At 47.0% G+C, this 21,478-nt stretch carries 16 protein-coding genes; 6 read left to right on the forward strand and 10 right to left on the reverse strand.

What is annotated here, in order from left to right:
* Window position 1 precedes the first annotated feature (1 nt).
* Together DW800_RS16755 and DW800_RS16760 are read right to left on the reverse strand one after the other, a co-directional pair.
* Window positions 2–1,015: a sensor histidine kinase gene (locus DW800_RS16755; RefSeq protein WP_005828900.1), complete on the reverse strand. Its 1,014-nt coding sequence runs from the start codon at window positions 1,013–1,015 to the stop codon at window positions 2–4.
* A gap of 5 nt (window positions 1,016–1,020) precedes the next feature.
* Entirely contained in the window at window positions 1,021–3,156 is a 2,136-nt protein-coding gene (locus DW800_RS16760) for an outer membrane beta-barrel family protein (RefSeq protein ID WP_227224199.1), read from the reverse strand.
* A gap of 196 nt (window positions 3,157–3,352) precedes the next feature.
* Here DW800_RS16760 and DW800_RS16765 point away from each other — a divergent pair, with 196 nt between their 5' ends.
* Both DW800_RS16765 and DW800_RS16770 read left to right on the forward strand, forming a co-directional pair.
* Window positions 3,353–5,653: a bifunctional dihydroorotate dehydrogenase B NAD binding subunit/NADPH-dependent glutamate synthase gene (locus DW800_RS16765; protein WP_005835472.1), complete on the forward strand. Its 2,301-nt coding sequence runs from the start codon at window positions 3,353–3,355 to the stop codon at window positions 5,651–5,653.
* A gap of 107 nt (window positions 5,654–5,760) precedes the next feature.
* The gene (locus tag DW800_RS16770) at window positions 5,761–7,407 is read left to right on the forward strand and encodes a S41 family peptidase (protein WP_117703444.1); all 1,647 of its coding nucleotides are present in this window, start codon (window positions 5,761–5,763) and stop codon (window positions 7,405–7,407) included.
* 63 nt (window positions 7,408–7,470) lie between these two features.
* Here DW800_RS16770 and panD read toward each other — a convergent pair whose 3' ends face one another.
* Window positions 7,471–7,824, reverse strand: a complete 354-nt coding sequence (panD, locus tag DW800_RS16775; protein ID WP_005823568.1) for an aspartate 1-decarboxylase — start codon at window positions 7,822–7,824, stop codon at window positions 7,471–7,473.
* A gap of 32 nt (window positions 7,825–7,856) precedes the next feature.
* Window positions 7,857–8,714, reverse strand: coding sequence for a pantoate--beta-alanine ligase (gene panC / locus DW800_RS16780; protein ID WP_044469131.1), 858 nt, complete (start codon window positions 8,712–8,714; stop codon window positions 7,857–7,859).
* Window positions 8,715–8,960: 246 nt separating this feature from the next.
* Between panC and DW800_RS16785 the strand changes: the two genes are divergently transcribed.
* Both DW800_RS16785 and DW800_RS16790 read left to right on the forward strand, forming a co-directional pair.
* A complete protein-coding gene (locus tag DW800_RS16785; RefSeq protein ID WP_005823572.1) occupies window positions 8,961–9,785 on the forward strand; it encodes a glycogen/starch synthase in 825 nt (274 codons plus the stop codon).
* Window positions 9,786–9,808: 23 nt separating this feature from the next.
* Window positions 9,809–11,392, forward strand: coding sequence for a DUF4270 domain-containing protein (locus DW800_RS16790; protein ID WP_117703445.1), 1,584 nt, complete (start codon window positions 9,809–9,811; stop codon window positions 11,390–11,392).
* A gap of 80 nt (window positions 11,393–11,472) precedes the next feature.
* Here the strand turns inward: DW800_RS16790 and DW800_RS16795 are convergent, their stop codons facing one another.
* Genes DW800_RS16795 through DW800_RS16805 form a run of 3 tightly spaced genes read right to left on the reverse strand, consistent with a single transcriptional unit; the run spans window position 11,473 to window position 16,129 of the window.
* Window positions 11,473–12,888 (reverse strand): glycoside hydrolase family 57 protein, encoded by a 1,416-nt coding sequence (locus DW800_RS16795; RefSeq protein ID WP_117703446.1) that lies wholly within the window; start codon window positions 12,886–12,888, stop codon window positions 11,473–11,475.
* Window positions 12,889–12,905: 17 nt separating this feature from the next.
* Window positions 12,906–14,174, reverse strand: coding sequence for a glycosyltransferase family 4 protein (locus DW800_RS16800; protein WP_008666090.1), 1,269 nt, complete (start codon window positions 14,172–14,174; stop codon window positions 12,906–12,908).
* 14 nt (window positions 14,175–14,188) lie between these two features.
* Window positions 14,189–16,129, reverse strand: a complete 1,941-nt coding sequence (locus DW800_RS16805) for a glycogen debranching enzyme N-terminal domain-containing protein (protein ID WP_057088353.1) — start codon at window positions 16,127–16,129, stop codon at window positions 14,189–14,191.
* Between the two features lie 170 nt (window positions 16,130–16,299).
* Here DW800_RS16805 and DW800_RS16810 point away from each other — a divergent pair, with 170 nt between their 5' ends.
* Both DW800_RS16810 and DW800_RS16815 read left to right on the forward strand, forming a co-directional pair.
* Window positions 16,300–16,989 carry a rhomboid family intramembrane serine protease gene (locus DW800_RS16810; RefSeq protein ID WP_057088355.1) on the forward strand — a complete coding sequence of 230 codons (690 nt, stop codon included), beginning with the start codon at window positions 16,300–16,302 and terminating at the stop codon, window positions 16,987–16,989.
* A 101-nt stretch (window positions 16,990–17,090) separates the two neighbouring features.
* On the forward strand, window positions 17,091–17,753 hold the full coding sequence (locus DW800_RS16815; RefSeq protein WP_117703447.1) for a Crp/Fnr family transcriptional regulator: 663 nt from the start codon (window positions 17,091–17,093) through the stop codon (window positions 17,751–17,753).
* A gap of 20 nt (window positions 17,754–17,773) precedes the next feature.
* Here DW800_RS16815 and DW800_RS16820 read toward each other — a convergent pair whose 3' ends face one another.
* The 3 genes from DW800_RS16820 to guaA (DW800_RS16830) all read right to left on the reverse strand — a co-directional run bounded on the left by DW800_RS16820 (window position 17,774) and on the right by guaA (DW800_RS16830) (window position 21,442).
* Window positions 17,774–18,460, reverse strand: a complete 687-nt coding sequence (locus DW800_RS16820; RefSeq protein ID WP_005823589.1) for an SGNH/GDSL hydrolase family protein — start codon at window positions 18,458–18,460, stop codon at window positions 17,774–17,776.
* An 81-nt stretch (window positions 18,461–18,541) separates the two neighbouring features.
* Window positions 18,542–19,849: a glutamine-hydrolyzing GMP synthase gene (guaA, locus tag DW800_RS16825; protein ID WP_117703448.1), complete on the reverse strand. Its 1,308-nt coding sequence runs from the start codon at window positions 19,847–19,849 to the stop codon at window positions 18,542–18,544.
* A 39-nt stretch (window positions 19,850–19,888) separates the two neighbouring features.
* Window positions 19,889–21,442 carry a glutamine-hydrolyzing GMP synthase gene (gene guaA / locus DW800_RS16830; protein ID WP_005823593.1) on the reverse strand — a complete coding sequence of 518 codons (1,554 nt, stop codon included), beginning with the start codon at window positions 21,440–21,442 and terminating at the stop codon, window positions 19,889–19,891.
* Window positions 21,443–21,478 lie beyond the last annotated feature (36 nt).

The following is a 21,478-nucleotide window of genomic DNA, read 5'->3' on the forward strand; positions in this document are numbered from 1 at the left end:
CCTATAATTCTATCACAAGTTTTACTCTAAACAAAGTATCTCCTCTATTTATGTCCAGCGTATGACGCTCCGGATATAGCAGCTCCAGCCTGCGCCTCAGATTTTCTATGCCGATTCCATGTTTTCCTTTCTGGTGCACTAATGGTTCCGGTATAGAATTTTCAATACTAAAACACAACTTGCCTTCTTTCAGACACATATCCATAGCTATAAAATAGTTCCCTCCCACATATTTGAAAGCATTCTCCACCAACGGTACAAACAACAATGGATAAATCTCAACCTGCGCCTCCATTTCATCGAAATGCACCTGCAACTGCAGCCGCTTCGTAGCACGAAGTTTACATAGGCTGATGTATTGTTTCAGATATTCCACTTCCACACGGACTTGCACTTTCTCCCCATCATTGTATAATTGGTAACGAAGCAAATCGGACAATTGCTCAAGAGTATGCCGCGGAGCCTCATTATTCTCATCTATCTGAAAATAAACCGTATTGAGTACATTAAAAAGAAAGTGTGGATGATATTGCGCTTTAAGGAATTTCAGTTCTGTCTGGAGCTGGTCATTTTTTATCTTCTCCAACTGCAGGCGTTGAGCTTCATTTTCCTTCTGTATCATCTGATTACGCAAGAATATATAAAAGAAGCCGCCAAGCAACATACTGACTATGGCCGGAACAGGCACATCGTATAAATCAAGACTTACTCCCATCAAAAAGCGGATGACCCACATCGTCAGAAGACACCAGACGGGAACCGTCAGGACAACTACCCCGTATTCCTGCCACCATACCAACTTCCGCTTCCGGCACAAACGAAGCCAATACTTCAATAGAAAAAAGATAGGATAAGACATGAAGAGTACCACAAGCATATCCTTCAGCATGAAATTCCACTCATTACTTTCCCAATAGTATTCATGTTTCGGAATATCATTCGCCACACGAATACACAGAAAAAGAATCACGGCAAATAATGCCGGCACCAGCCACTTGTTCCACAGTCTGCCCATAACAGTTACAAATTTACTCTTTTTGTTTCATCTATTTCTTTTTTCCTTCTGCTTTCTTTTGTCTCGCTGCCTTTTTGAAAACGCCAGGCGAAAGCAATACCCAGCACACGTTTGTTGTGCCGTTCGTCAACAAACGCCTGCACACCGGGAGATTGAATATCTACTTTTTGATAATTGGTGTCGAATACATCCTTGGCAAACAAGGTAACGGTGCATCTGTTACGGAACATCTTCTTTTGGATGCCGACATTCACTTCCAGCGCCGGATGTACTGTGGCTTGTCCGTAGGCCATTCGTCCATTATAATTTGCCGAAAGTTCGGCCGACCATACGGAAGTGAAAGCAAACTGGTTCATGCAGCCGAGTATCGGGGTAAACATACGGTTTTTCATTTTCTGCCCTTGTTCCGTCCAATTATAATTATTATAAATACCGATAGCGGTCAGATTCACTTTCCAAAAAGAAGCAGGTGAGAGGTTGGCAGCATGTACACGCACACCCGTCTGTACATAGGAAGACAGATTCTGAGGCATTACATAGATACGCCGTTCCTCTTGTTCGCGATAGCTCTTCATGATAGCATCATCTGTATACGAGAAAAAGAGAACCGTCTGAAACCAGTCACGATACACATATCCCAACTCTATATTATCAGAAAAGGAAGGATGCAGCTTCGTATTTCCCCCTTCATGGGTATAGTCATCGAATATGTAGGTAAAAGGATTCAAATCACCATAATTAGGGCGGGTAATACGCCTGCCATACGAAAGCTGAAACAGATGTTCCGAAGTCAAACCGTATTGCAAAGCAATAGTAGGAAACAAATGAAAGTAATTCGTTGTAAACGAAGAGTCTTTCTGTTGTGTATTTCCTCCAAAATCCCCGTGTACATGGGTATATTCCAACCTCAAACCCGCTGAGATTTTCAAGCGGTCTTTCTCATAGCCGGCTTGCAGATAGGAGGCATTGATATTTTCATCATATACAAATCGGGAACCAAGCGCCCCGTCCGGCAGCCAGCCGGAAGCCGACGGACGCATATAACCTGCCGTATTGTCTATCGTAACAAATGAGGTTTTGACTCCGGCCTGTAACTTCCAAACCTCACTTAATGGATAAACCGCATCTATCTGTCCGACATATAAGTCGGTATTTCCCTTCATGTCCCCTTTCAATGTATCGGGTTTAAAACTATCCATCAACTGGTTTCCAACACGGTAGTAATGGAAATAATCAAAAGAAGCGCTGAGTTCTCCCCCTTCTCTTTTCAGCTTGTGCACCATACTGGTTCCGGCAGAAACATTATTCCGGTTTTGCTCCGCATGGCTGTAAGTATTTCCCGCAACTCCGGTTTCTCGGATTTCCGTAAACATGCCTGCATTTTCCCTTTGCCGGGAAAAGTTTCCACCCAATGAGACTCCCCAAACTGTCCGCTCATTGAGATAATAATCACATCCGGTACGAAAATAGTGCGAATAATTCCTACGCTTCCGGTAAGAGTTCTGCATCATTCTTCCTCCATCCCGTTCGAACGCACGGTCGATAAACAAGTCTATGACATCCTTTCCCTGATAATACGAATAATTCAAATAAAGATTGAACTTATTCTCCCTGACATTCATGGAAACGCCGCCATAACCACCACCCGTCCGTCCAAGACTGCCATTGCCGTTCAAAGCCAGATTCACACCGCGCAGCCTTATTTTTCTTGTACGGATATCAATCAACCCGGAGCTTCCCGCCGCATCGTGGCGTGCGGAAGGCTGGGTTATCAAGTCTATCTTATCAGCATTAGTTGCAGGAGTAGATTTCAACAGACTCATCAATTCATCTCCCGAAAGATAAGTAGGCTTGCCATCCATCAGAATCGTCGCACCGCTTTGTCCGTTCAGCAAGATATTACCATTGGAATCTATCACGACTCCCGGCAGGGAAGCAAGAACATCATAAAGACTTCCCGTACTTTGAGTGACTGACGCATCCATCCGGTAACTTGTTTTACCGGCAGATATTTCTACCAACGGGAGTTTAGCAGTTACCATAATTTCTTCCAAACGCTGGTCGGCAATCGTATCCTGCTGCGACCAAACCACCAAAGGCATACTCAATAAAATTGCCCCTAAAAAAACATTTCGATACATACTCTTCCTCATTTTTTATTTCAAAAGTAGGCAGGCTGTAGAAAGTGAACAAATTATAGTGACAAAGGAATGTTATCCAGTGACAACATGCAGTTTTACCCTATTCTTCTTTTGATATTACCAAATAACCCCTATCTTTGCAAAATCTATCAATCTGACAGTAATTGCGTAATTACACCAACAAAATTATTAGATAATGAATAAAATCATTAGCAAAGAACACTTTTCTGAAAAGGTCTTTAAGTTAGTCATTGAAGCACCATTGATTGCCAAATCACGTAAGGCAGGGCACTTTGTCATTGTACGTGTGGGCGAAAAAGGCGAACGTATGCCGCTTACCATTGCGGAAGCCGACCCGGTAAAGGGAACCATCACACTGGTGGTTCAGGAAGTCGGGCTCTCCTCTACCCGTCTTTGCGAACTGAACGAAGGCGATTATATTACGGATGTTGTCGGCCCGTTGGGACAAGCTACGCACATTGACAACTTCGGTACTGTGGTCTGTGCCGGAGGTGGTGTAGGCGTAGCTCCCATGCTCCCTATCGTGCAAGCGCTGAAAGCTGCCGGCAACCGCGTCATCACCGTACTGGCAGGACGTACCAAAGAACTGATCATCCTTGAAAAGGAGATGCGCGAAAGCTCCGACGAAGTCATTATCATGACCGACGACGGTTCCTACGGACGAAAAGGTCTGGTGACGGAAGGCGTAGAAGAAGTCATCAAGCGCGAGAAGGTGAACAAGTGTTTCGCCATCGGCCCCGCCATCATGATGAAATTTGTTTGTTTGCTGACAAAGAAATACGAAATCCCCACGGATGTATCCCTGAATACGATTATGGTTGACGGTACCGGCATGTGTGGCGCCTGCCGAATCACCATCGGAGGAAAGACCAAATTTGTATGTGTGGACGGCCCTGAGTTCGACGGACATCAAGTGGACTTCGACGAGATGCTGAAGCGTATGGGCGCTTTTAAAAACATCGAACGCGAGGAGATGCACAAGCTGGAAGAACCTCAGACCTGCCAAGCTACCGGTGAAAACATGGAAGATGAGAAAAGCCGTAATGCTGCATGGCGTCAGGAGTTACGCAAATCCATGAAAGCCAAAGAACGGACTGCCATTCCACGCGTGGAGATGAACGAGCTCGATGCAGAATACCGCTCGCACAGCCGCAAGGAGGAAGTCAACCAAGGGTTAACGAAAGAACAAGCGCTGACAGAGGCCAAACGTTGCTTGGACTGCGCCAACCCCGGATGTACGGAAGGTTGTCCGGTAGGTATCGACATCCCCCGCTTCATCAAGAACATTGAGCGCGGTGAATTCCTCGAAGCAGCCAAGACACTGAAAGAAACCAGTGCACTGCCTGCCGTCTGCGGTCGCGTCTGCCCGCAGGAGAAACAGTGCGAATCCAAATGTATCCATCTGAAAATGAACGAAAAGCCGGTAGCCATCGGCTATCTGGAACGTTTTGCCGCTGACTACGAACGGGAGAGCGGACAAATCTCCATACCTGAAATCAAGGAAAAGAACGGTATCAAAGTAGCTGTCATCGGTTCGGGTCCCGCCGGTCTGTCATTTGCCGGAGATATGGCGAAGTATGGCTATGACGTGACTGTTTTCGAAGCACTGCACGAGATTGGTGGTGTATTGAAATACGGCATTCCTGAGTTCCGCCTGCCCAACAAAGTGGTGGATGTGGAAATTGACAACCTTGCCAAAATGGGAGTGGAATTCGTCAAGGACTGCATTATCGGTAAGACGCTCAGCGTGGAACAACTGGAAGAGGAAGGATTCAAGGGCATATTCGTAGCTTCCGGAGCAGGACTGCCCAACTTTATGAATATCCCCGGCGAGAACTCCATCAATATCCTCTCGTCCAATGAATACCTGACCCGTGTCAACCTGATGGATGCGGCAAGTGAAGATTCCGATACACCGGTTCCCTTCGGCAAATGTGTAGCCGTGATAGGCGGCGGTAATACTGCCATGGACTCCGTGCGTACTGCACGCCGCCTCGGTGCAGCGCGCGCCCTAATTATCTACCGTCGTTCGGAAGAAGAAATGCCGGCACGTATCGAGGAGGTGAAACATGCCAAGGAAGAAGGTGTAGAATTCCTGACCCTCCACAACCCAATCGAATACATTGCCGACGAACAAGGAAAAGTGAAACAAGTGGTGCTTCAGAAAATGGAACTGGGTGAGCCGGATGCCAGCGGACGCCGCAGTCCCGTACCCATCCCCGGAGCCACGGAAACCATCGACATTGACCTTGCCATCGTCAGCGTAGGTGTATCTCCCAACCCGATTGTCCCAAGCTCCATCAAGGGACTGGAATTGGGCCGGAAAGGAACGATTGCCGTCAACGATAACATGCAGTCGTCCATCCCGACCATCTTTGCCGGAGGAGACATTGTCCGCGGAGGTGCTACCGTAATCCTTGCCATGGGAGACGGACGAAAGGCAGCAGCAGCGATGAACGAACAGCTAAAAAAATAAGAATCTGTCATGAAAGGTGGAGACATACGAACTCCACCTTTTTTATTCTACTACAACCTCTTCCTCTACTTTCCCCTTCTAGCATACAATTTAAATATTTCAAGAATATGAAACGTATTTATCTATCCCTCCTTCCCTGTCTGGCTTCCCTATTGGCAAGCGCCCAAGAGCCCCTAAACGGGGATTCCCTTGCCTCAGACTTTCGGTATCTGGTAAAAGAACTGGCAGCAACCCATCCCGACCCTTACAGCGGCTTCGGAGGAAAAGTATTCTTCTACGAACAAGCTTTCCATCTGGAGAACGAGTTACGCCGGACTCCCGGTACGAAACAGACCTTTTTTGATAAGGTAAGCATTTTCCTATCCAATCTGCAAGACGGACATACCTACCTTTTACCTCCCACAGCCAATCAACAAGCAAATCAGCGTTACCTGGCACTGGAAGTACGCACCATCCCCGACGGCATTATACTTCAAGGAATCCCTGAAACGTACAAAGACTTGTTAGGTAGCCGTATCACAACCATCAACGGAGATTCTTTAGAAGAGGTACTGGCCCGCACTGCCGCTATCCAAGCCAGTGAAAACCTATATGACCGTTATGCCAATCTATGCAGGTCCATGCCTACGGAACATTTCTTGAGACAGCTTTTCCCTGAAATGAAAGACAACCTTCACCTCTCACTTCTTACTCCCGACGGCAAATCAAGAGGATTAACCCTTCCCTTATTGTCAAGGCAGGAAGTGCAAAACACACCCATGCAACACAATAACAGTTGGAAAGCTTATACAGACAAACAACTGGCCTATCAGTTCATAGACAACGACAAGCAAATAATGCTCATCAATATCAACAGTATCATGGCACGGGATAATTTTGAGTATATGCAAAAACAAGGGCTGAAAGATTTATACCGGCAAATAGGATTCTATTATCGGGATATCCTGAAACAAGATATGCCCGCCGATACCCTGCAAGCCATTCGGCAACTCCCGTCCCTTTCCGAAGTTTTCGCCCATATGCTGAAAGAGATGAAGAAGGAAGCCTCCTCCACCCTCATCATAGATTTGCGCAACAATAGCGGCGGCTGGACTCCAATTGTCCTACCCACACTCTACCAACTGTTCGGCGACCACTTCCTGCAAACGGATATGGATATAGAATTCTATCGTATCATCTCTCCCCTCTACATGCAAAAACTACAGACAAACTTACAGGATTTCAACCAAGCATACGGAACAGACTATGCCTACGGTGACTACACTTTTAGTACGGACGAAGCAGACACCACAAACATAGAACAGCGACGGACCGACTTCATCGAGAACTGCATGTCCAGTGTGCCGGAAGAACTGAGAAAGCAACAAGGAAAGGCGCTCTATACTCCGGAACACATTTACGTCATTACCAACGAACGTACCTTCAGTGCAGCTTTCCACTACACTTTCTATCTGTGGAAAATGGGTGCTACCCTTGTAGGAATACCCAGCGGACAAGCCCCCAATACCTACATGGAACAAACCTTATTCCGGCTACCCTATACCGGTATGCAAGGCTCTATCTCCAACTCCATACAAATATGCTTTCCGGGCAAAGACCGGTGTGCCCACACACTTTATCCAGACTTGATGCCCACCTATCAGGATTACCAAAGATATAATTTCGATGTCCAAACTGAGATTCTGTATTTACTCGACAAGATTAAATCGGCTCCTCATTCTCATACGAACCCTGCGGAGAAGAATCAGAAGTAAAACAAAGCCCCGTTTACAAATAAATTGCAAACAGGGCTTTATTTCCATATTTCAATAAAGAGACTACTTCACCACCTTGTTCGTTGCCGGGTCGGGGAAAATCACCGTCGGCTTGAACGACTTGGCTTCTTCAAAGTCCATCAGCGCGTAGGACATGATAATAACGATGTCATCAGGTTGCACCTTGCGGGCTGCCGCACCGTTCAGGCAAATTTTGCCAGAGCCACGCTCGCCTTTAATAATGTAGGTTTCAAAACGTTCACCGTTATTATTGTCGGCTATATACACCTTCTCGCCGGCAATCATGTTGGCGGCATCCATCAAATCTTCATCAATCGTAATGCTTCCCATATAGTTCAGGTTCGCTTCCGTGACGCGGGCACAATGGATTTTCGACTTCAACACTTCAATCATCATATCTTTATAAATTACGAATTACTAATTATAAATTACAAGGCAGCAGGCTCTTTGTACTTGATATTATCAATCAGACGAACTTCCCCACAGAATACTGTGATGCAACCCACAGCATAAGAAGTTTCCTCCCAATCGGTAATCTTCTGTAAGGTATTGCCATCCACCAGCTCAAAGTATTCCAAACGCAATCCGGGGGCGGCTGCGATGGTGTCTTCCACAAACTTCTGTGTCTCAGCTACCGTATGTGAAGCTCCAAAGGTACGACTTTCAAATAAAGTCTGCGAAATTTTCAGTGCATTTTTACGTTCTTCGGCAGATAAACGGGCATTGCGACTGCTCAGAGCCAACCCGTCTTCCTCACGCACAATCGGACACCCTACAATTTCCAAAGGATATTTCATCTGGCGGACCATCTCGCGAATAATTGCCAGCTGCTGGAAATCTTTCTCGCCAAAGTAGGCACGATCCGGCTGCACAGCATCAAACAGTTTGCTCACAATCTGGCAGACACCGTTAAAATGTCCCGGACGGAATGCTCCTTCCATCACTGTGTCCAGCGGCGCATAGCTGAAACGGCGGGCATCCGGTTCCGGATACATCTCCTCCACTGAAGGTGCAAAGACAAATGCCGCTCCACACTCCTCCAGCAAACGGCAGTCAGCCTCCGGCGTACGAGGATATTTCACTAAATCATTCTTGTCATTAAACTGGGTCGGATTTACAAAAACGCTTACTACGGCAGCGTCGTTTTCTGCCACACAACGTTTCACCAATGAGGCATGACCGGCATGCAAGGCACCCATCGTAGGCACCAGACCTACCTTCTTTCCTTGGGCTCTCAAAGCCGAAAGTCCGGCCTGCAAGTCCTTGATAGTATGTACTATTTCCATTTTAATCGGTTATATAATAACTTGGTTGTTCGCAAAAGCGGTGCAAAATAAACCATTATTTAGCATATAAAGAAGAAATATCGCAAATTAATGCAAAACTCAGTACACTTTCCGGCAATTCCAGAAGCAGCTGTCTCGCTGAATAACAAGCAGTTAACAATTCATAAGGAATTATAGACGGGCTCCGTTTGCTTTATTGCCCGATTTTTTTTATATCTTTGCAGAATAATTGAGAACATTGTTATTATGACAAAGGCGAACAAGGTTTTATTTATAACCCAAGAAATTACCCCTTACGTTTCAGAATCCGAAATGTCCCTCGTAGGCAGAAACCTACCTCAGGCTATTCAAGAGAAAGGCAGAGAAATCAGAACGTTTATGCCCAAATGGGGAAATATCAACGAACGCAGAAACCAGCTGCATGAGGTGATACGACTCTCCGGCATGAACCTCATCATTGACGATACCGATCACCCGCTCATCATCAAGGTTGCCTCTATCCAGTCTGCACGTATGCAAGTATACTTCATCGACAACGATGACTACTTCCAGAACCGCTTGCAGGTAACAGACGAAAATGGTGAAGAGTATGAAGACAATGATGCCCGTGCCATCTTCTATGCCCGTGGCGTACTGGAAACGGTGAAGAAACTGCGTTGGTGTCCCGACATCATCCACTGCCACGGCTGGATGACCGCTTTAGCGCCTCTGTACATCAAAAAAGCCTATAAAGACGAACCTTCCTTCAGAGATGCCAAGGTCATATTTTCCCTTTATGAAGATGACTTCAAACAACCTTTCCACGCAGACTTCTCTAACAAGCTATTGTTGAAAGGCATCGCCAAGAAAGATATTGCAGGATTGAAGGAACCCATTGACTACACAGCACTTTGCAAACTGGCTGCTGACTTCTCCGACGGCATTATCCAGCAAAGCGAACACGTCAATGAGGAAGTACTGAACTATGCCCGCGAATCCGGAAAACCGGTATTGGAATATCAATCTCCCGAGAACTTTGCTGAAGCCTGCAATGACTTCTACGACAAGGTATGGGAAACAGAACAAAAATAAAATCGATTTAGACAGTTAAAACTATGAAAGTAAGATACCTGGGAACATTGCTTTTGGCAGTCCTGACTTTCTTTGGATGCGATGACAACACCGGAACATTAGGTCTGGGTATGTTGCCCGATTCTGACGGCATGTCAGCGCATACTACTACTTTTAATGTAACAACACGTTCATTTGCCGTTGATTCCGTATTTGCCAAAACGAGTACCGGCTATATAGGCAAGTTTTCCGACCCGGAATTCGGTTATTACGAAACAAGTTTCCTTACGGAGCTGAACTGTACGGAAAACTTCTCCCTTCCGGAAGTGTATAAAGTGACCGAACGGGACAGTGAAGGAAATCCAATCAAGGCAACTGGTACAATGACTGCCGACTCGGTAGTTTCAGTGCAACTGGCAGTCTATTATTCCAGTTGGTTCGGCGACTCCCTGAATGCATGCCGGATGAGTATCTATGAACTGGACAAGAAGCTGGACAAAAATCGCTATACCAATATCAATCCAGAAGAATACTACAACAAGTACGACCCCAAGTCCCTGCTCGGACGTAAGGCTTATTCAGCTTTCGATACGTCTGTTCCGGATTCTGTGAGATTTGAAAAGGACAATAATGGTTATTATACTTTCTATCCCAATGTGACGTTCCCATTGGACAAGAAAACTTTCGGCGAAGACAGAATATTGAAGGTTTATCGCGAGCATCCCGAATACTTTAAAGACGCCGCAACTTTCATAGACAAGATTTTCAAAGGAGTATATGTAAAGAGCGATTACGGAGATGGAACCATCCTCTATGTGGATTATGTGGCTTTGAATATGCAATTCCGTTTCCACTACGTAAATGATACTACCGGTGTAGCACTGAAGAAAAAAGATGGTACAGACTCTTTGTTCTATAGCATGCAGACTGTATTTGCCTCTACCAAAGAGGTTATCCAGGCAAACCAGTTCCTGAATTCAGATTTGATAAAGGAAAAGGCTGCCGAATCTCAGCACACTTACATTAAATCTCCTGCCGGTATCTTCACCGAAGCTATCATGCCATACGATTCAATATACAACAAACTGACCAATGACACCCTGAATGCCGTGAAACTGACTTTCACGAATTACAATATAAACAGTGACTACGAATATAGCATGAGTGCTCCCAATGACGTGCTGTTGATACGTAAGCAGGAGTTGAAGAGCTTCTTTGAAGAGAACAAAGTCAGGGATAATATTACCTCATTTACAACCACCCACAATGCATTTGCTACCAATCAATATGTATTCAGCAACATAGCCCGGTTGGTTACCACTTGCATCAACGAAAAACAAGCTGCCAAGAAAGCCGCCAAAGAAAAGGCCGGCAGTTCTTGGAATGAGACAGAGTGGGAAAAAACTTGGAACAAAGAAAATGAAGACTGGGATAAGGTATTGCTGATTCCGGTTTCCATTACCTATGACAGCAGTGCAAGCAGCAGCGGCAACAAAACCATAACCGGTATCCAAAACGACCTCAAGCCGGGATATGCCAAACTAAAAGGCGGCCCGAAAGAGAATGCAAAAGGCGAAGTGGAATCTCCGCTGAAAATAGAAGTTACATACACCAGTTTCAACAAGTAACTGACAGATATTCCATAAAAAAGCCTTCCGCTCATTGTAGAGCGGAAGGCTTTTTTGATTGATGGGACAAGCTGCCGATATTATTCAGCAGCCTTTTTAGTTGTTTTCTTTGCGGCAGGCTTTTTGGCAGGAGCCTTGGCCTTTGCCGGTTTTTCTGCGGCAGATTTAGCTGTAGCCCTGCTCTCTTTCTTTTCTGCAGCCTTTATCTTCTCCAACTTGGCCTGTGCTTTCTCCAATTCCTTATGCAGTTCCTCTATCTCGGCACCTTGGTTCTGGATAGTGGTCAGCAATGCATTCAGTTCTTCGTTATCTATATCCACCGGATAGAGAGAATCAACACGTTTGATAAAGTCACCAAGAATATTCATATAATTGGTAAAAGCATCAAAAGGAGATTCATAAATACCACGGTTCAAGCCGACACCGCTTTGCTTGGTAGTCATGAAACGGAAGTTGTTACTTGCCTGCAGATAATCCCAGTCTTGCTTGATACGGCGGTCATCACAGAGATGGACACGTTCGGCAACACTATACAGCTTGTTGAATGCTTCACGCTGCATCACGTTACCCAGCCAACAGCTGGTATCTCTTTCTTCGTCCACCCAAGACATTGGGTATGGAACATCCAACTGGGAAACAGATTTCAGTTTGGTAACGATTTCCGTCGGTGTGGAGAAAGTAATCCCCTTTTCCTTGGCACAGTATGGAAGTGCCTTCAGGAATTCCAGAATATTGGAAGACAACGGCTGTGCCATACCCAGAGCAGAGAGCTCCATAAAGATGTTGATGACCTGCTCTTCCTGCGGTAAAGCATCAATCCAGTTGATGTACTTGTCGGCAAACAAAGGATACTCGTTCCACTCGGAGTTGGAGAAGCGCAGGCTGATGTCGTCAGACAGCTTAAAGTCACGCAACAGCAACTTCAAGTTAGGATTCATAGAGCAATGGTATACATAGTGCGGACTCTTCCAACCCAGAACATGCTTGGCTCCTTCCGTCAGCATACCCTTGAATCCCAAAGCTGCCACCATCGCACCAATCTCGTCATTATAAATCAGACTGGAATTACGGAACACCTTCGGTGCCTTACCGAACATTTGCTTCATCTTAGCGCTCTGACGCATCACCTCTTCCTTGAAGCAATCCTCGTTGGCCAGAGAAGAAAGGCCATGGGAATAAGGCTCGGCAAGGAACTCACAGCAACCGGTATCATTCAGCTGGTGCAACAAGTCGATGACAGCCGGCGCATATATTTCCAACTGCTCCAGCGCAACCCCCGAAATGGAGAAAGCCACTTTAAACGCACCTCCGGAATTCTTCACCATTTCAATCAGGGTGTTCAATGCCGGGATATAAGAGCGTTCGGCTACATCATTGATACTGGTTTCATTGGCATAATCATCGTAGTAATAATGATCGGTACCTATATCAAAGAAACGGTAACGTTTCAGATGAATGATTTGATGTATTTCAAAATAAAGACAGATAGTTCTCATTTCTATTATTGTTTTTGTTATTTACCATAGTTTCTTAACACATCCTCGTAGAGGGCGCGGATTCTCAAACCTACTTTTTCCCACGTGATTCCATCCACTTCCTTCTTGCCTTCCTCCTGCAGATATTGGAAGAGAGCGGGATTGGTGCAGAGGGAATAAATGGCATCGGCCATTGCATGAATGTCCCAATAATCGGTCTTGATGACCTTATCAAGAATTTCACCGCATCCCGACTGCTTGGAAATGATGGAAGGAGTCCCACACTGCATGGCTTCCAGCGGAGCGATACCGAAAGGCTCGGAAACGGAAGGCATAACGAATACATCACTGTTCTTGTAAACCTCATATACCTGCTTTCCCTTCATGAAGCCCGGGAAGTGGAACCGATCGGCGATGCCCCGCTCGGCTGCCAGATTAATCATGGCATCCATCATATCTCCCGAACCGGCCATCACAAAGCGGATGTTGCGGGCACGCTGCAATACCAGCGAAGCTGCTTCCACAAAGTATTCCGGCCCCTTCTGCATGGTGATACGGCCCAGGAATGTCACAATCTTTTCTTTGGAATGGTCGGGACGCGGAATGTCCTGGTATTCCTGCGAGAGAGGATAGACGGCATTGTGCATGGCAAACACCTTCTTGGGGTTCTGATGGTACTGCTCAATAACCGTGCGGCGGGTCAGTTCGGACACGCACATGATGCAGTCGGCATAATCCATACCGTTCTTCTCCATAGAATAGACGGTAGGATTGACTTTTCCGCGCGAACGGTCAAAGTCCGTAGCATGGACATGGATACAGAGCGGCTTTCCGCTCACCATCTTGGCATGCACTCCGGCAGGATACGTCAGCCAGTCGTGGGCATGAATAATATCAAATTCCTGCTGGCGAGCCACTACTCCGGCAATCACCGAGAAGTTGTTTATCTCTTCGTGCAGGTTGCCGGGATAACCGCCGGCAAAGTCCATGCAGCCTATGTCATTGACGTGCATATAAGAGAAATCCGAATAAATATGGTCGCGGAAAGAATAATAATCTTCCGGCGTCATGTTGCGCGTCAGCCTCGACTTCAAATAATTGTAATCGACATCACGCCACACGATAGGCACCTGGTTCATGCCCACTATCTTCAAGAAGTCCTCTTCTTCGCCCGTCGGCTTGGGCATGCAGAAAGTAGTTTCCACATCACCCTGCAAACTCAATCCCTTAGTTATTCCATAAGAAGCAACCGCAAGACCACCATATATTTTGGGAGGAAATTCCCATCCAAACATTAAAACTTTCATCTTCGTTCCTCCTTTTATAAATTATACTTAGACAATAACTTCAAGATACGCAGGATTTCCGCCGTATTCATGGCAAATGACACCGCCCCTCTTCCAACAAACGGAGGATTACCATCGAAGAGTTCGGGCAATGCGCCAATACAGTGGGAAGTCATTTCATCTTCCATACCGATGAGGTATCTCTCTACAAACGACACGCCACTCACTTTATAGATACGCAGATATGCTTCCATGTAGAAGCCCAGCAGCCATGGCCACGCTGTTCCCTGATGGTAGGCATAGTCTCTCTGTATCTGAGGGCCGACATAATTCGGATTGTATCCGCCACTCTTGGGGCTCAGTGTACGCAAGCCCTTCGGAGTCAACAGTTCTTTCGTCACAATATCGAGTACCTGTTTCTTCTGGGCCCTATCCAACGGAGAATAGTCAAAGGCAACGGTAAATATCATGTTGGGACGTACGCTCCAGTCCATCATATAACCATCCACATAGTCGAACAGATAGCCATACTCATTGCGGAAGACGTCTACAAAAGACTTTCCGGTGATTTCTGCCTGAGCGTCCAGTGTATCGGCAAGAATTTCATTGCCTCCCTCCCGAACCATATCGGCTACAAAACGCAGGGTATTGTACCATAGTGCATTCACTTCCACAATGTAGCCCGTACGCGGAATAACCGGGCGGCCATTGGCGGTAGAGTTCATCCAGGTAACCGCTTTCTCGGTGCCATTGGTATACAACAGTCCGTTTTCGTGCAGGAAGAGATTGTCATGCCTGCGTTCACGGATATAGCCAACAATCTCCTCAAGGAGATTACCGTACATCTGCCGGCAATTTTCACGCGAAGTCTCCTTGGCATACTGCTGTAAAGCCCAGACAGCCCACAGCAGCACATCCGGATGCTCCATCTCGTATATCTTATAAGAGGAAGGCTCTCCATTGATAAACTCACGGATAGCCTTTTCGGCTGTTTTCATCACGTCTTCAAATTCATCTTGCTCGCCTAAGGCCAAAGTAAGACCCGGCAGGGAGATGAACAAGTCACGGGCACGACACTTGAACCAGGGATAGCCTGCAAGCACATAATGCTCCTCGCCCTGCTTGTTGTGGAACTGGTGCGCCGAGTTTTTCAGACAGTGGTAGAAACTGTCACGCGGAGTGCGGTCGGCCACCTCGGACTCAAAAGTCTGCTTCAGCTTGCGGGGAGAAATCTCGGAGATACCGGCGGAGAAGACAACGCTTTCCCCTTTCTTTATATCCACTTCAAAATATCCCGGCACATAAAGGTCTTCGTTGAAGTCATATCCGCGTTCCTGTTCTTTGGGATACTCGATACCACGATACCAGTCAGGCTGGAAGTGGAACTCATTCTTTTTGTTGAGCTGCATGAACAACTCCGGATAACCGGGATACATGCAGGTTTTAATGCCATTCTCTACCAACTGGTAGTCGCGGCTTGCCTGCGCATTTTCGTGCGTGTACTCGCGCACACTGCGGAATGCCAGGAAAGGGCGGAAACGAAGTGTGGTTGCCGAATGGGCATCGACCAAGGTATAACGAATCAGAATCCGATTTTCATGGTGTACGAAAATCTTTTCCTTACGAAGGATGACGCCTCCTACACGATAGGTAGTTGTGGGGATATTTTCACAGTCGAACTCTCGGATATACTTGTGCCCGTTAGGACTGAAGTGGTTTCCTTGATACTTATGCAACCCCAGGTTGAACTCCGCACCGTGCTGAATTACAGTTTCATCCAAAGAAGACAGCAGCACATGGTTTTCATCATCGAGGTTGGGGACCGGTATCACCAACAGACCGTGATATTTGCGTGTGTTACAATCTACAATTGTTGTACAATGATAGGCTCCTGACCTATTCGTCCGCAATATCTCCCTTGGCAAAGATTCTTGCAGATTAATCATCAGGGTCTTGTCAAATCGTAAATAACTCATAGTTGTGCATTATTTAAAGGTTAATTATTTCGGTATATGCGCTACAAGCCATGTAGCGATGCCCAAAAATACGAATTAAAGCTTATAGGCAAAATAAAAAGTCAGTTTTTTTTCGGTTTTCGTCAAATATTCCGTAGTATTGTACAAAAATAGCAATCACTGTACGAAATATGAAGCATGATATACGCAGAATGGCATTGGCGGCGGTTATACCCCTATTCCTGCTATTCATTTTATACATCTTGAAGTTTTTGGAGACAGGCATGGATTGGAACTTCACACGACTGGGAGTATATCCGATGGAACAGCGGGGCGTGTTCGGAATTTTCGCACATCCACTGGTACACAGCAGTTTCAAGCATCTGTTCGCCAATACGATTCCACTCTTTTTCCTGATGTGGTGTCTGTTCTATTTCTACCGGCATATAGCCCCCTACATCTTCTTTGCCATTTGGATAGGATGCGGTGCGCTTACCTTTCTTATAGGGAAACCGGGATGGCATATCGGAGCCAGCGGCATCATATACGGACTGGCTTTTTTTCTGTTCTTCAGCGGCATTCTGCGCAAACATGTACCGCTTATCGCCATTTCACTGTTGATAACGTTCCTATATGGCGGCCTGGTATGGAATATGTTCCCACAATTTGCCAAAGCCACCACTTCCTGGGAAGGACACCTTAGCGGAGCCATAGCAGGCACGCTATGCGCCATAGGCTTTATGGGATACGGTCCCCAACGGCCCGATCCGTTTGCCGGAGAGGAAGACGAGGAGGAAGACGAAGATGAGGAAAACAATGAGGATGAGGACGATAAGAAGGAAGAGGAGAAGGATGAGGATTCGTCTACAAGGATTGAATAGCACGTTTAAGAAACAATAAAAAAAACAAAAAGAGGGGCAAAGAGTTTACAGTACACCTTGATAATATCTACTTTTGTTTCAAAACAAGAAGAAAAAGCATTATGAATACAATGTTTGATACATTACTGCAACTGCCACTCTTTCAAGGACTCGCACAAGAAGACTTTACCAATATCCTGGGGAAAGTCAAGCTGAGCTTTACAAAGCATAAAGCCGGCGAAGTTATCGTGAAAGCCGGTGACACATGCAGTCAACTGATATTCGTATTGAAAGGTGAAATCTCCTCATGTACTTCATCTGCGAATACATCATACAGCTCCACGGAATATTTTCAGGCACCTTATGTCATCGAGCCACAATCTCTGTTCGGGATGAGCACCTCCTACGTCTCGGCCTATACCGCCCAAACCGAGACCCACACAGTGAGCATCAGCAAGGCTTTCGTCATGAGCGAATTGTTCAAATATGACATATTCCGCCTGAATTACATGAATATCATCAGCAACCGCGCCCAAAGCCTAAACAGCCGTCTTTGGGCAGAAAGCACCGACAACCTTGAGAAACGTATCAGCAACTTTATCCTGACACATATCGAACGTCCGTCAGGCAGGAAAATACTGAAAATAAAAATGGAAGAATTGGCTCAGGTGGTCAATGATACCCGTATGGGAGTATCAAGAGCGTTGAACAGCATGCAGGAGAAAGGCCTGCTCGAACTGCACAGAGGCGAGATGATGATTCCCGACGCAGAAAAGCTCTTATAGGCCACCTGAACCGAGATTTCCTACAACACCTTGTCTATCGCTTTCTTTATCAAGGCTTCCATCACTTTATACCCTTCTAGAGTGGGGTGTACCCCATCCCGGGTATACGAGGAGTTCAGAGCCTTATTGTCGCCTTCCACCATCTCACTGTAATAGTCGACATAAGGAATCTTGTTTTCCTGGGCATACTTCCGGATTCTGGCATTCAGCTGCATTATCTTTTGCGGAGCATCCTTCACCGAAGGATTCCAGCCAAAGGCAGCGGCAGGCAACACAGACGTCAAAATCACCTTTATCTTATTGGCCCGTGCCAGCTCTACCATAGACACTATATTTCCAAAAGTGTATTCTTCATTATAAGCGCCTGCATTTTCCGCAATGTCATTGGTACCTGCATTTATCACGACCAGCGCCGGAGCAAGCTTGATGACATCTTCGCGAAAACGGAGCAGGAAATGGGAAGAAGTCTGCCCGCCTATACCACGGCCCACATAACCGTTGTCTTCAAAGAAAGCGGCATCGTTTGCCACCCATCCTTCCGTGATGGAGTTGCCCATAAAAACCACCCGGTCCTTCTGTTTTCCCTTCCGTACCAGTTCCTTGTTTGCCTCTGCATAGCGTTTCAAATTTCCCCAGTCCTGCTTCTGTGCGTCAGAGGCTACCCAGGGGATGCACAAAAAGACAGCAATCATACATAAAAGTTTCATTGTTCTATTCTTTGTTGTTTTGTTATAAAAAAAACAGCCCCACCGTTTTTAAGGTGAGGCTATCATTATCATTGGTCAATCTCACTCCCACTCGATAGTCGCATTGGGTTTCGGAGACATATCATAACAAACGCGATTGACGGTTTTCACTTCCTTGAGAATACGGTCGGTAATCTTCATTAGGATGGGCCAGTCCACCGGCTCAATGGTAGCGGTCATGGCATCCACTGTGTTGACGGCACGGATAATGACGGGCCAGTCGAACGAACGTGCATTGTCGCGTACACCCACAGATTTGAAATCGGGCACCACAGTGAAATACTGCCATACCTTCTTATCCAGGCCTGCCAGTTGGAATTCCTCACGCAGAATGGCATCCGACTCGCGTACAGCCTCCAAGCGGTCACGGGTAATGGCTCCCAGACAACGTACTCCCAATCCGGGACCGGGGAACGGCTGACGGTAAACCATCTCGTACGGCAATCCAAGCTCTACACCGCATGCACGTACTTCGTCCTTGAACAGCTGGCGCAACGGCTCCACCAATTCAAACTGCAAATCCTCGGGCAGACCGCCTACGTTGTGATGAGACTTCACCATCTTGGCTGTTTTTGTGCCACTCTCTACAATATCGGGATAGATGGTACCTTGTCCCAGGAAGTCGATACCGTCCAGCTTGCGGGCTTCTTCCTCAAAGACACGGATAAACTCTCCGCCGATAATCTTGCGCTTTTCTTCCGGGTCAGCCACGTTTTCCAGCTTGGAGAGGAAACGGTCTGTAGCATCCACGTATATCAAGTTAGCTTTCAGCTCCTTGCCAAAGATTTCCACCACGGCTTCCGATTCGCCCTTACGCATCAGTCCGTGGTTCACGTGTACGCAAACCAGCTTGTCTCCGATGGCTTTCAGCAGCAAAGCGGCCACCACGGAGCTATCCACACCACCGGACAGTGCCAGCAGCACCTTACGGTCGCCCACCTGACGACGTATCAACTCCACCTGGTCGTTGACGAAATTCGTCATGTTCCAGTTCGCCTCAGCCTTGCAAGTATCGAATACGAAAGATTTCACAGCCTCCTTGATGGCTTCCACATCATCCGTAAACTGCGGCAGCTTCACTTCGCACAGCGCCTTGTCGTGTCCGGCAGCCATTACGGGGAATCCCGCTTCGTAAATCTCGGGCAACACGTCGATGGACATCCCGTCAACCACATTGTTGGGGCCACCGTTGATGATGATGCCTTTCACATTCGGCAAGGCCTTCAGTTCGGCGGCAGTAATGTCGTGCGGGTAGATTTCGCTATATACTCCCAACGCACGAATCGCCCGGGCAAGCACTGTGTTCTCATGGCTTCCCAAATCCAGAATCACAATCATATCCTGCTTCATTCTTCTATATTGTTTTTAAGTTAATAATTTCAGTCGGTCTTATTCCCATTCTATTGTGCTGGGTGGTTTTGAAGAGATGTCATAGGTCACGCGGTTCACACCTTTCACCTTATTTATAATGTCGTTGGACACCTTACCCAGGAATTCGTAGGGCAGATGCGCCCAGTCGGCTGTCATGGCATCGGTGGAAGTAACGGCACGCAAGGCCACTGCACGTTCATAGGTGCGTTCGTCACCCATCACGCCCACACTCTGTACGGGCAGAAGAATGACGCCCGCCTGCCAGACCTGATGGTAGAGCGATGTCTCGTTGCCGTCGGCATCCTGCACTTTCCAGTCACGCAAGCCCTGAATGAAAATATCGTCGGCTTCCTGCAAAGTATGCACCTTCTCCGGTGTTATATCCCCCAGGATGCGGACAGCCAGTCCCGGACCGGGGAAAGGATGACGGGTAATCAGATGTTCGGGCATTCCCAATTCGCGTCCCACGCGACGGACTTCGTCCTTGAACAGCCACTGCAACGGCTCGCACAGACGGAGGTTCATCTCCTCGGGCAGACCGCCCACATTGTGATGGCTCTTGATGGTCTTGCCCGTAATGTTCAGGCTCTCGATGCGGTCGGGATAAATGGTGCCTTGCGCCAACCAGCGGGCATCGGTTATCTTGTGCGCTTCGGCATCGAAGACCTCGATAAAATCGCGGCCGATGATTTTACGCTTTTGCTCAGGCTCGGTCACTCCCTCCAAATCCTTGAAGAACTTCTCGCTGGCATCCACGCCAATCACGTTCAGTCCCAGGCATTCGTAGTCGTGCATCACATTCTTGAACTCATTCTTGCGAAGCAGTCCGTGGTCCACAAAGATACAGGTCAAGTTCTTGCCAATGGCACGATGCAGCAACACGGCGGCTACCGAAGAATCCACACCGCCACTCAGTCCCAGGATAACTCGGTCGTTGCCAAGCTGCTCCTTCAGTTCGGCCACAGTAGTATCTACAAACGATGCGGCGCTCCAGCTCTGGCTGCAACCGCATACGTCCACCACGAAGTTGCGCAGCATCTGCGTACCGTCCTCGCTATGAAATACTTCCGGATGGAACTGCACTCCCCACATCTCCTCGCCGGACACCTGGTAAGCAGCAATCGCTACCTTGTCCGTAGAAGCTATAATCTTGAAGTTGTCGGGAATGGCTGTAATCGTGTCTCCATGGCTCATCCATACTTGGGTATTCTTCCTTACCCCTTTGAAAAGGACATTCTCCGAATCGAAAGAACCGAGATGGGCACGTCCGTACTCGCGGGTTCCTGCCGGCTCCACCCGTCCACCGTTGCTGTAGGAGATAAACTGCGCACCGTAGCAGATACCCAGAATGGGGTATTTCCCACGAATCCCGCTCAAATCTACCTTGAATGCACTCTTATCATAAACAGAAAAGGGGCTACCCGAAAGGATAACTCCTTTTACACTCTCATCTCCGTATGGAAATTTGTTGTAAGGTACAATCTCGCAATAGACATTCAATTCGCGCAGCCGGCGGCCGATGAGCTGCGTGGTTTGCGAACCGAAATCAAGAATAATAATCTTCTCTTGCATATAAATCCGTATAGACTTTAATAAATGATTTGCAAA

The organism is Bacteroides sp. AM32-11AC (assembly GCF_003603515.1).
GTDB lineage: Bacteria > Bacteroidota > Bacteroidia > Bacteroidales > Bacteroidaceae > Bacteroides > Bacteroides uniformis.

Coding starts and splice junctions, on each gene's coding strand:
- DW800_RS16755 (WP_005828900.1), bottom strand. CDS start 1,015: ATGGGCAGACTGTGGAACAAGTGGCTGGTGCCGGCATTATTTGCCGTG.
- DW800_RS16760 (WP_227224199.1), bottom strand. CDS start 3,156: ATGTATCGAAATGTTTTTTTAGGGGCAATTTTATTGAGTATGCCTTTG.
- DW800_RS16765 (WP_005835472.1), top strand. CDS start 3,353: ATGAATAAAATCATTAGCAAAGAACACTTTTCTGAAAAGGTCTTTAAG.
- DW800_RS16770 (WP_117703444.1), top strand. CDS start 5,761: ATGAAACGTATTTATCTATCCCTCCTTCCCTGTCTGGCTTCCCTATTG.
- panD (WP_005823568.1), bottom strand. CDS start 7,824: ATGATGATTGAAGTGTTGAAGTCGAAAATCCATTGTGCCCGCGTCACG.
- panC (WP_044469131.1), bottom strand. CDS start 8,714: ATGGAAATAGTACATACTATCAAGGACTTGCAGGCCGGACTTTCGGCT.
- DW800_RS16785 (WP_005823572.1), top strand. CDS start 8,961: ATGACAAAGGCGAACAAGGTTTTATTTATAACCCAAGAAATTACCCCT.
- DW800_RS16790 (WP_117703445.1), top strand. CDS start 9,809: ATGAAAGTAAGATACCTGGGAACATTGCTTTTGGCAGTCCTGACTTTC.
- DW800_RS16795 (WP_117703446.1), bottom strand. CDS start 12,888: ATGAGAACTATCTGTCTTTATTTTGAAATACATCAAATCATTCATCTG.
- DW800_RS16800 (WP_008666090.1), bottom strand. CDS start 14,174: ATGAAAGTTTTAATGTTTGGATGGGAATTTCCTCCCAAAATATATGGT.
- DW800_RS16805 (WP_057088353.1), bottom strand. CDS start 16,129: ATGAGTTATTTACGATTTGACAAGACCCTGATGATTAATCTGCAAGAA.
- DW800_RS16810 (WP_057088355.1), top strand. CDS start 16,300: ATGAAGCATGATATACGCAGAATGGCATTGGCGGCGGTTATACCCCTA.
- DW800_RS16815 (WP_117703447.1), top strand. CDS start 17,091: ATGAATACAATGTTTGATACATTACTGCAACTGCCACTCTTTCAAGGA.
- DW800_RS16820 (WP_005823589.1), bottom strand. CDS start 18,460: ATGAAACTTTTATGTATGATTGCTGTCTTTTTGTGCATCCCCTGGGTA.
- guaA (WP_117703448.1), bottom strand. CDS start 19,849: ATGAAGCAGGATATGATTGTGATTCTGGATTTGGGAAGCCATGAGAAC.
- guaA (WP_005823593.1), bottom strand. CDS start 21,442: ATGCAAGAGAAGATTATTATTCTTGATTTCGGTTCGCAAACCACGCAG.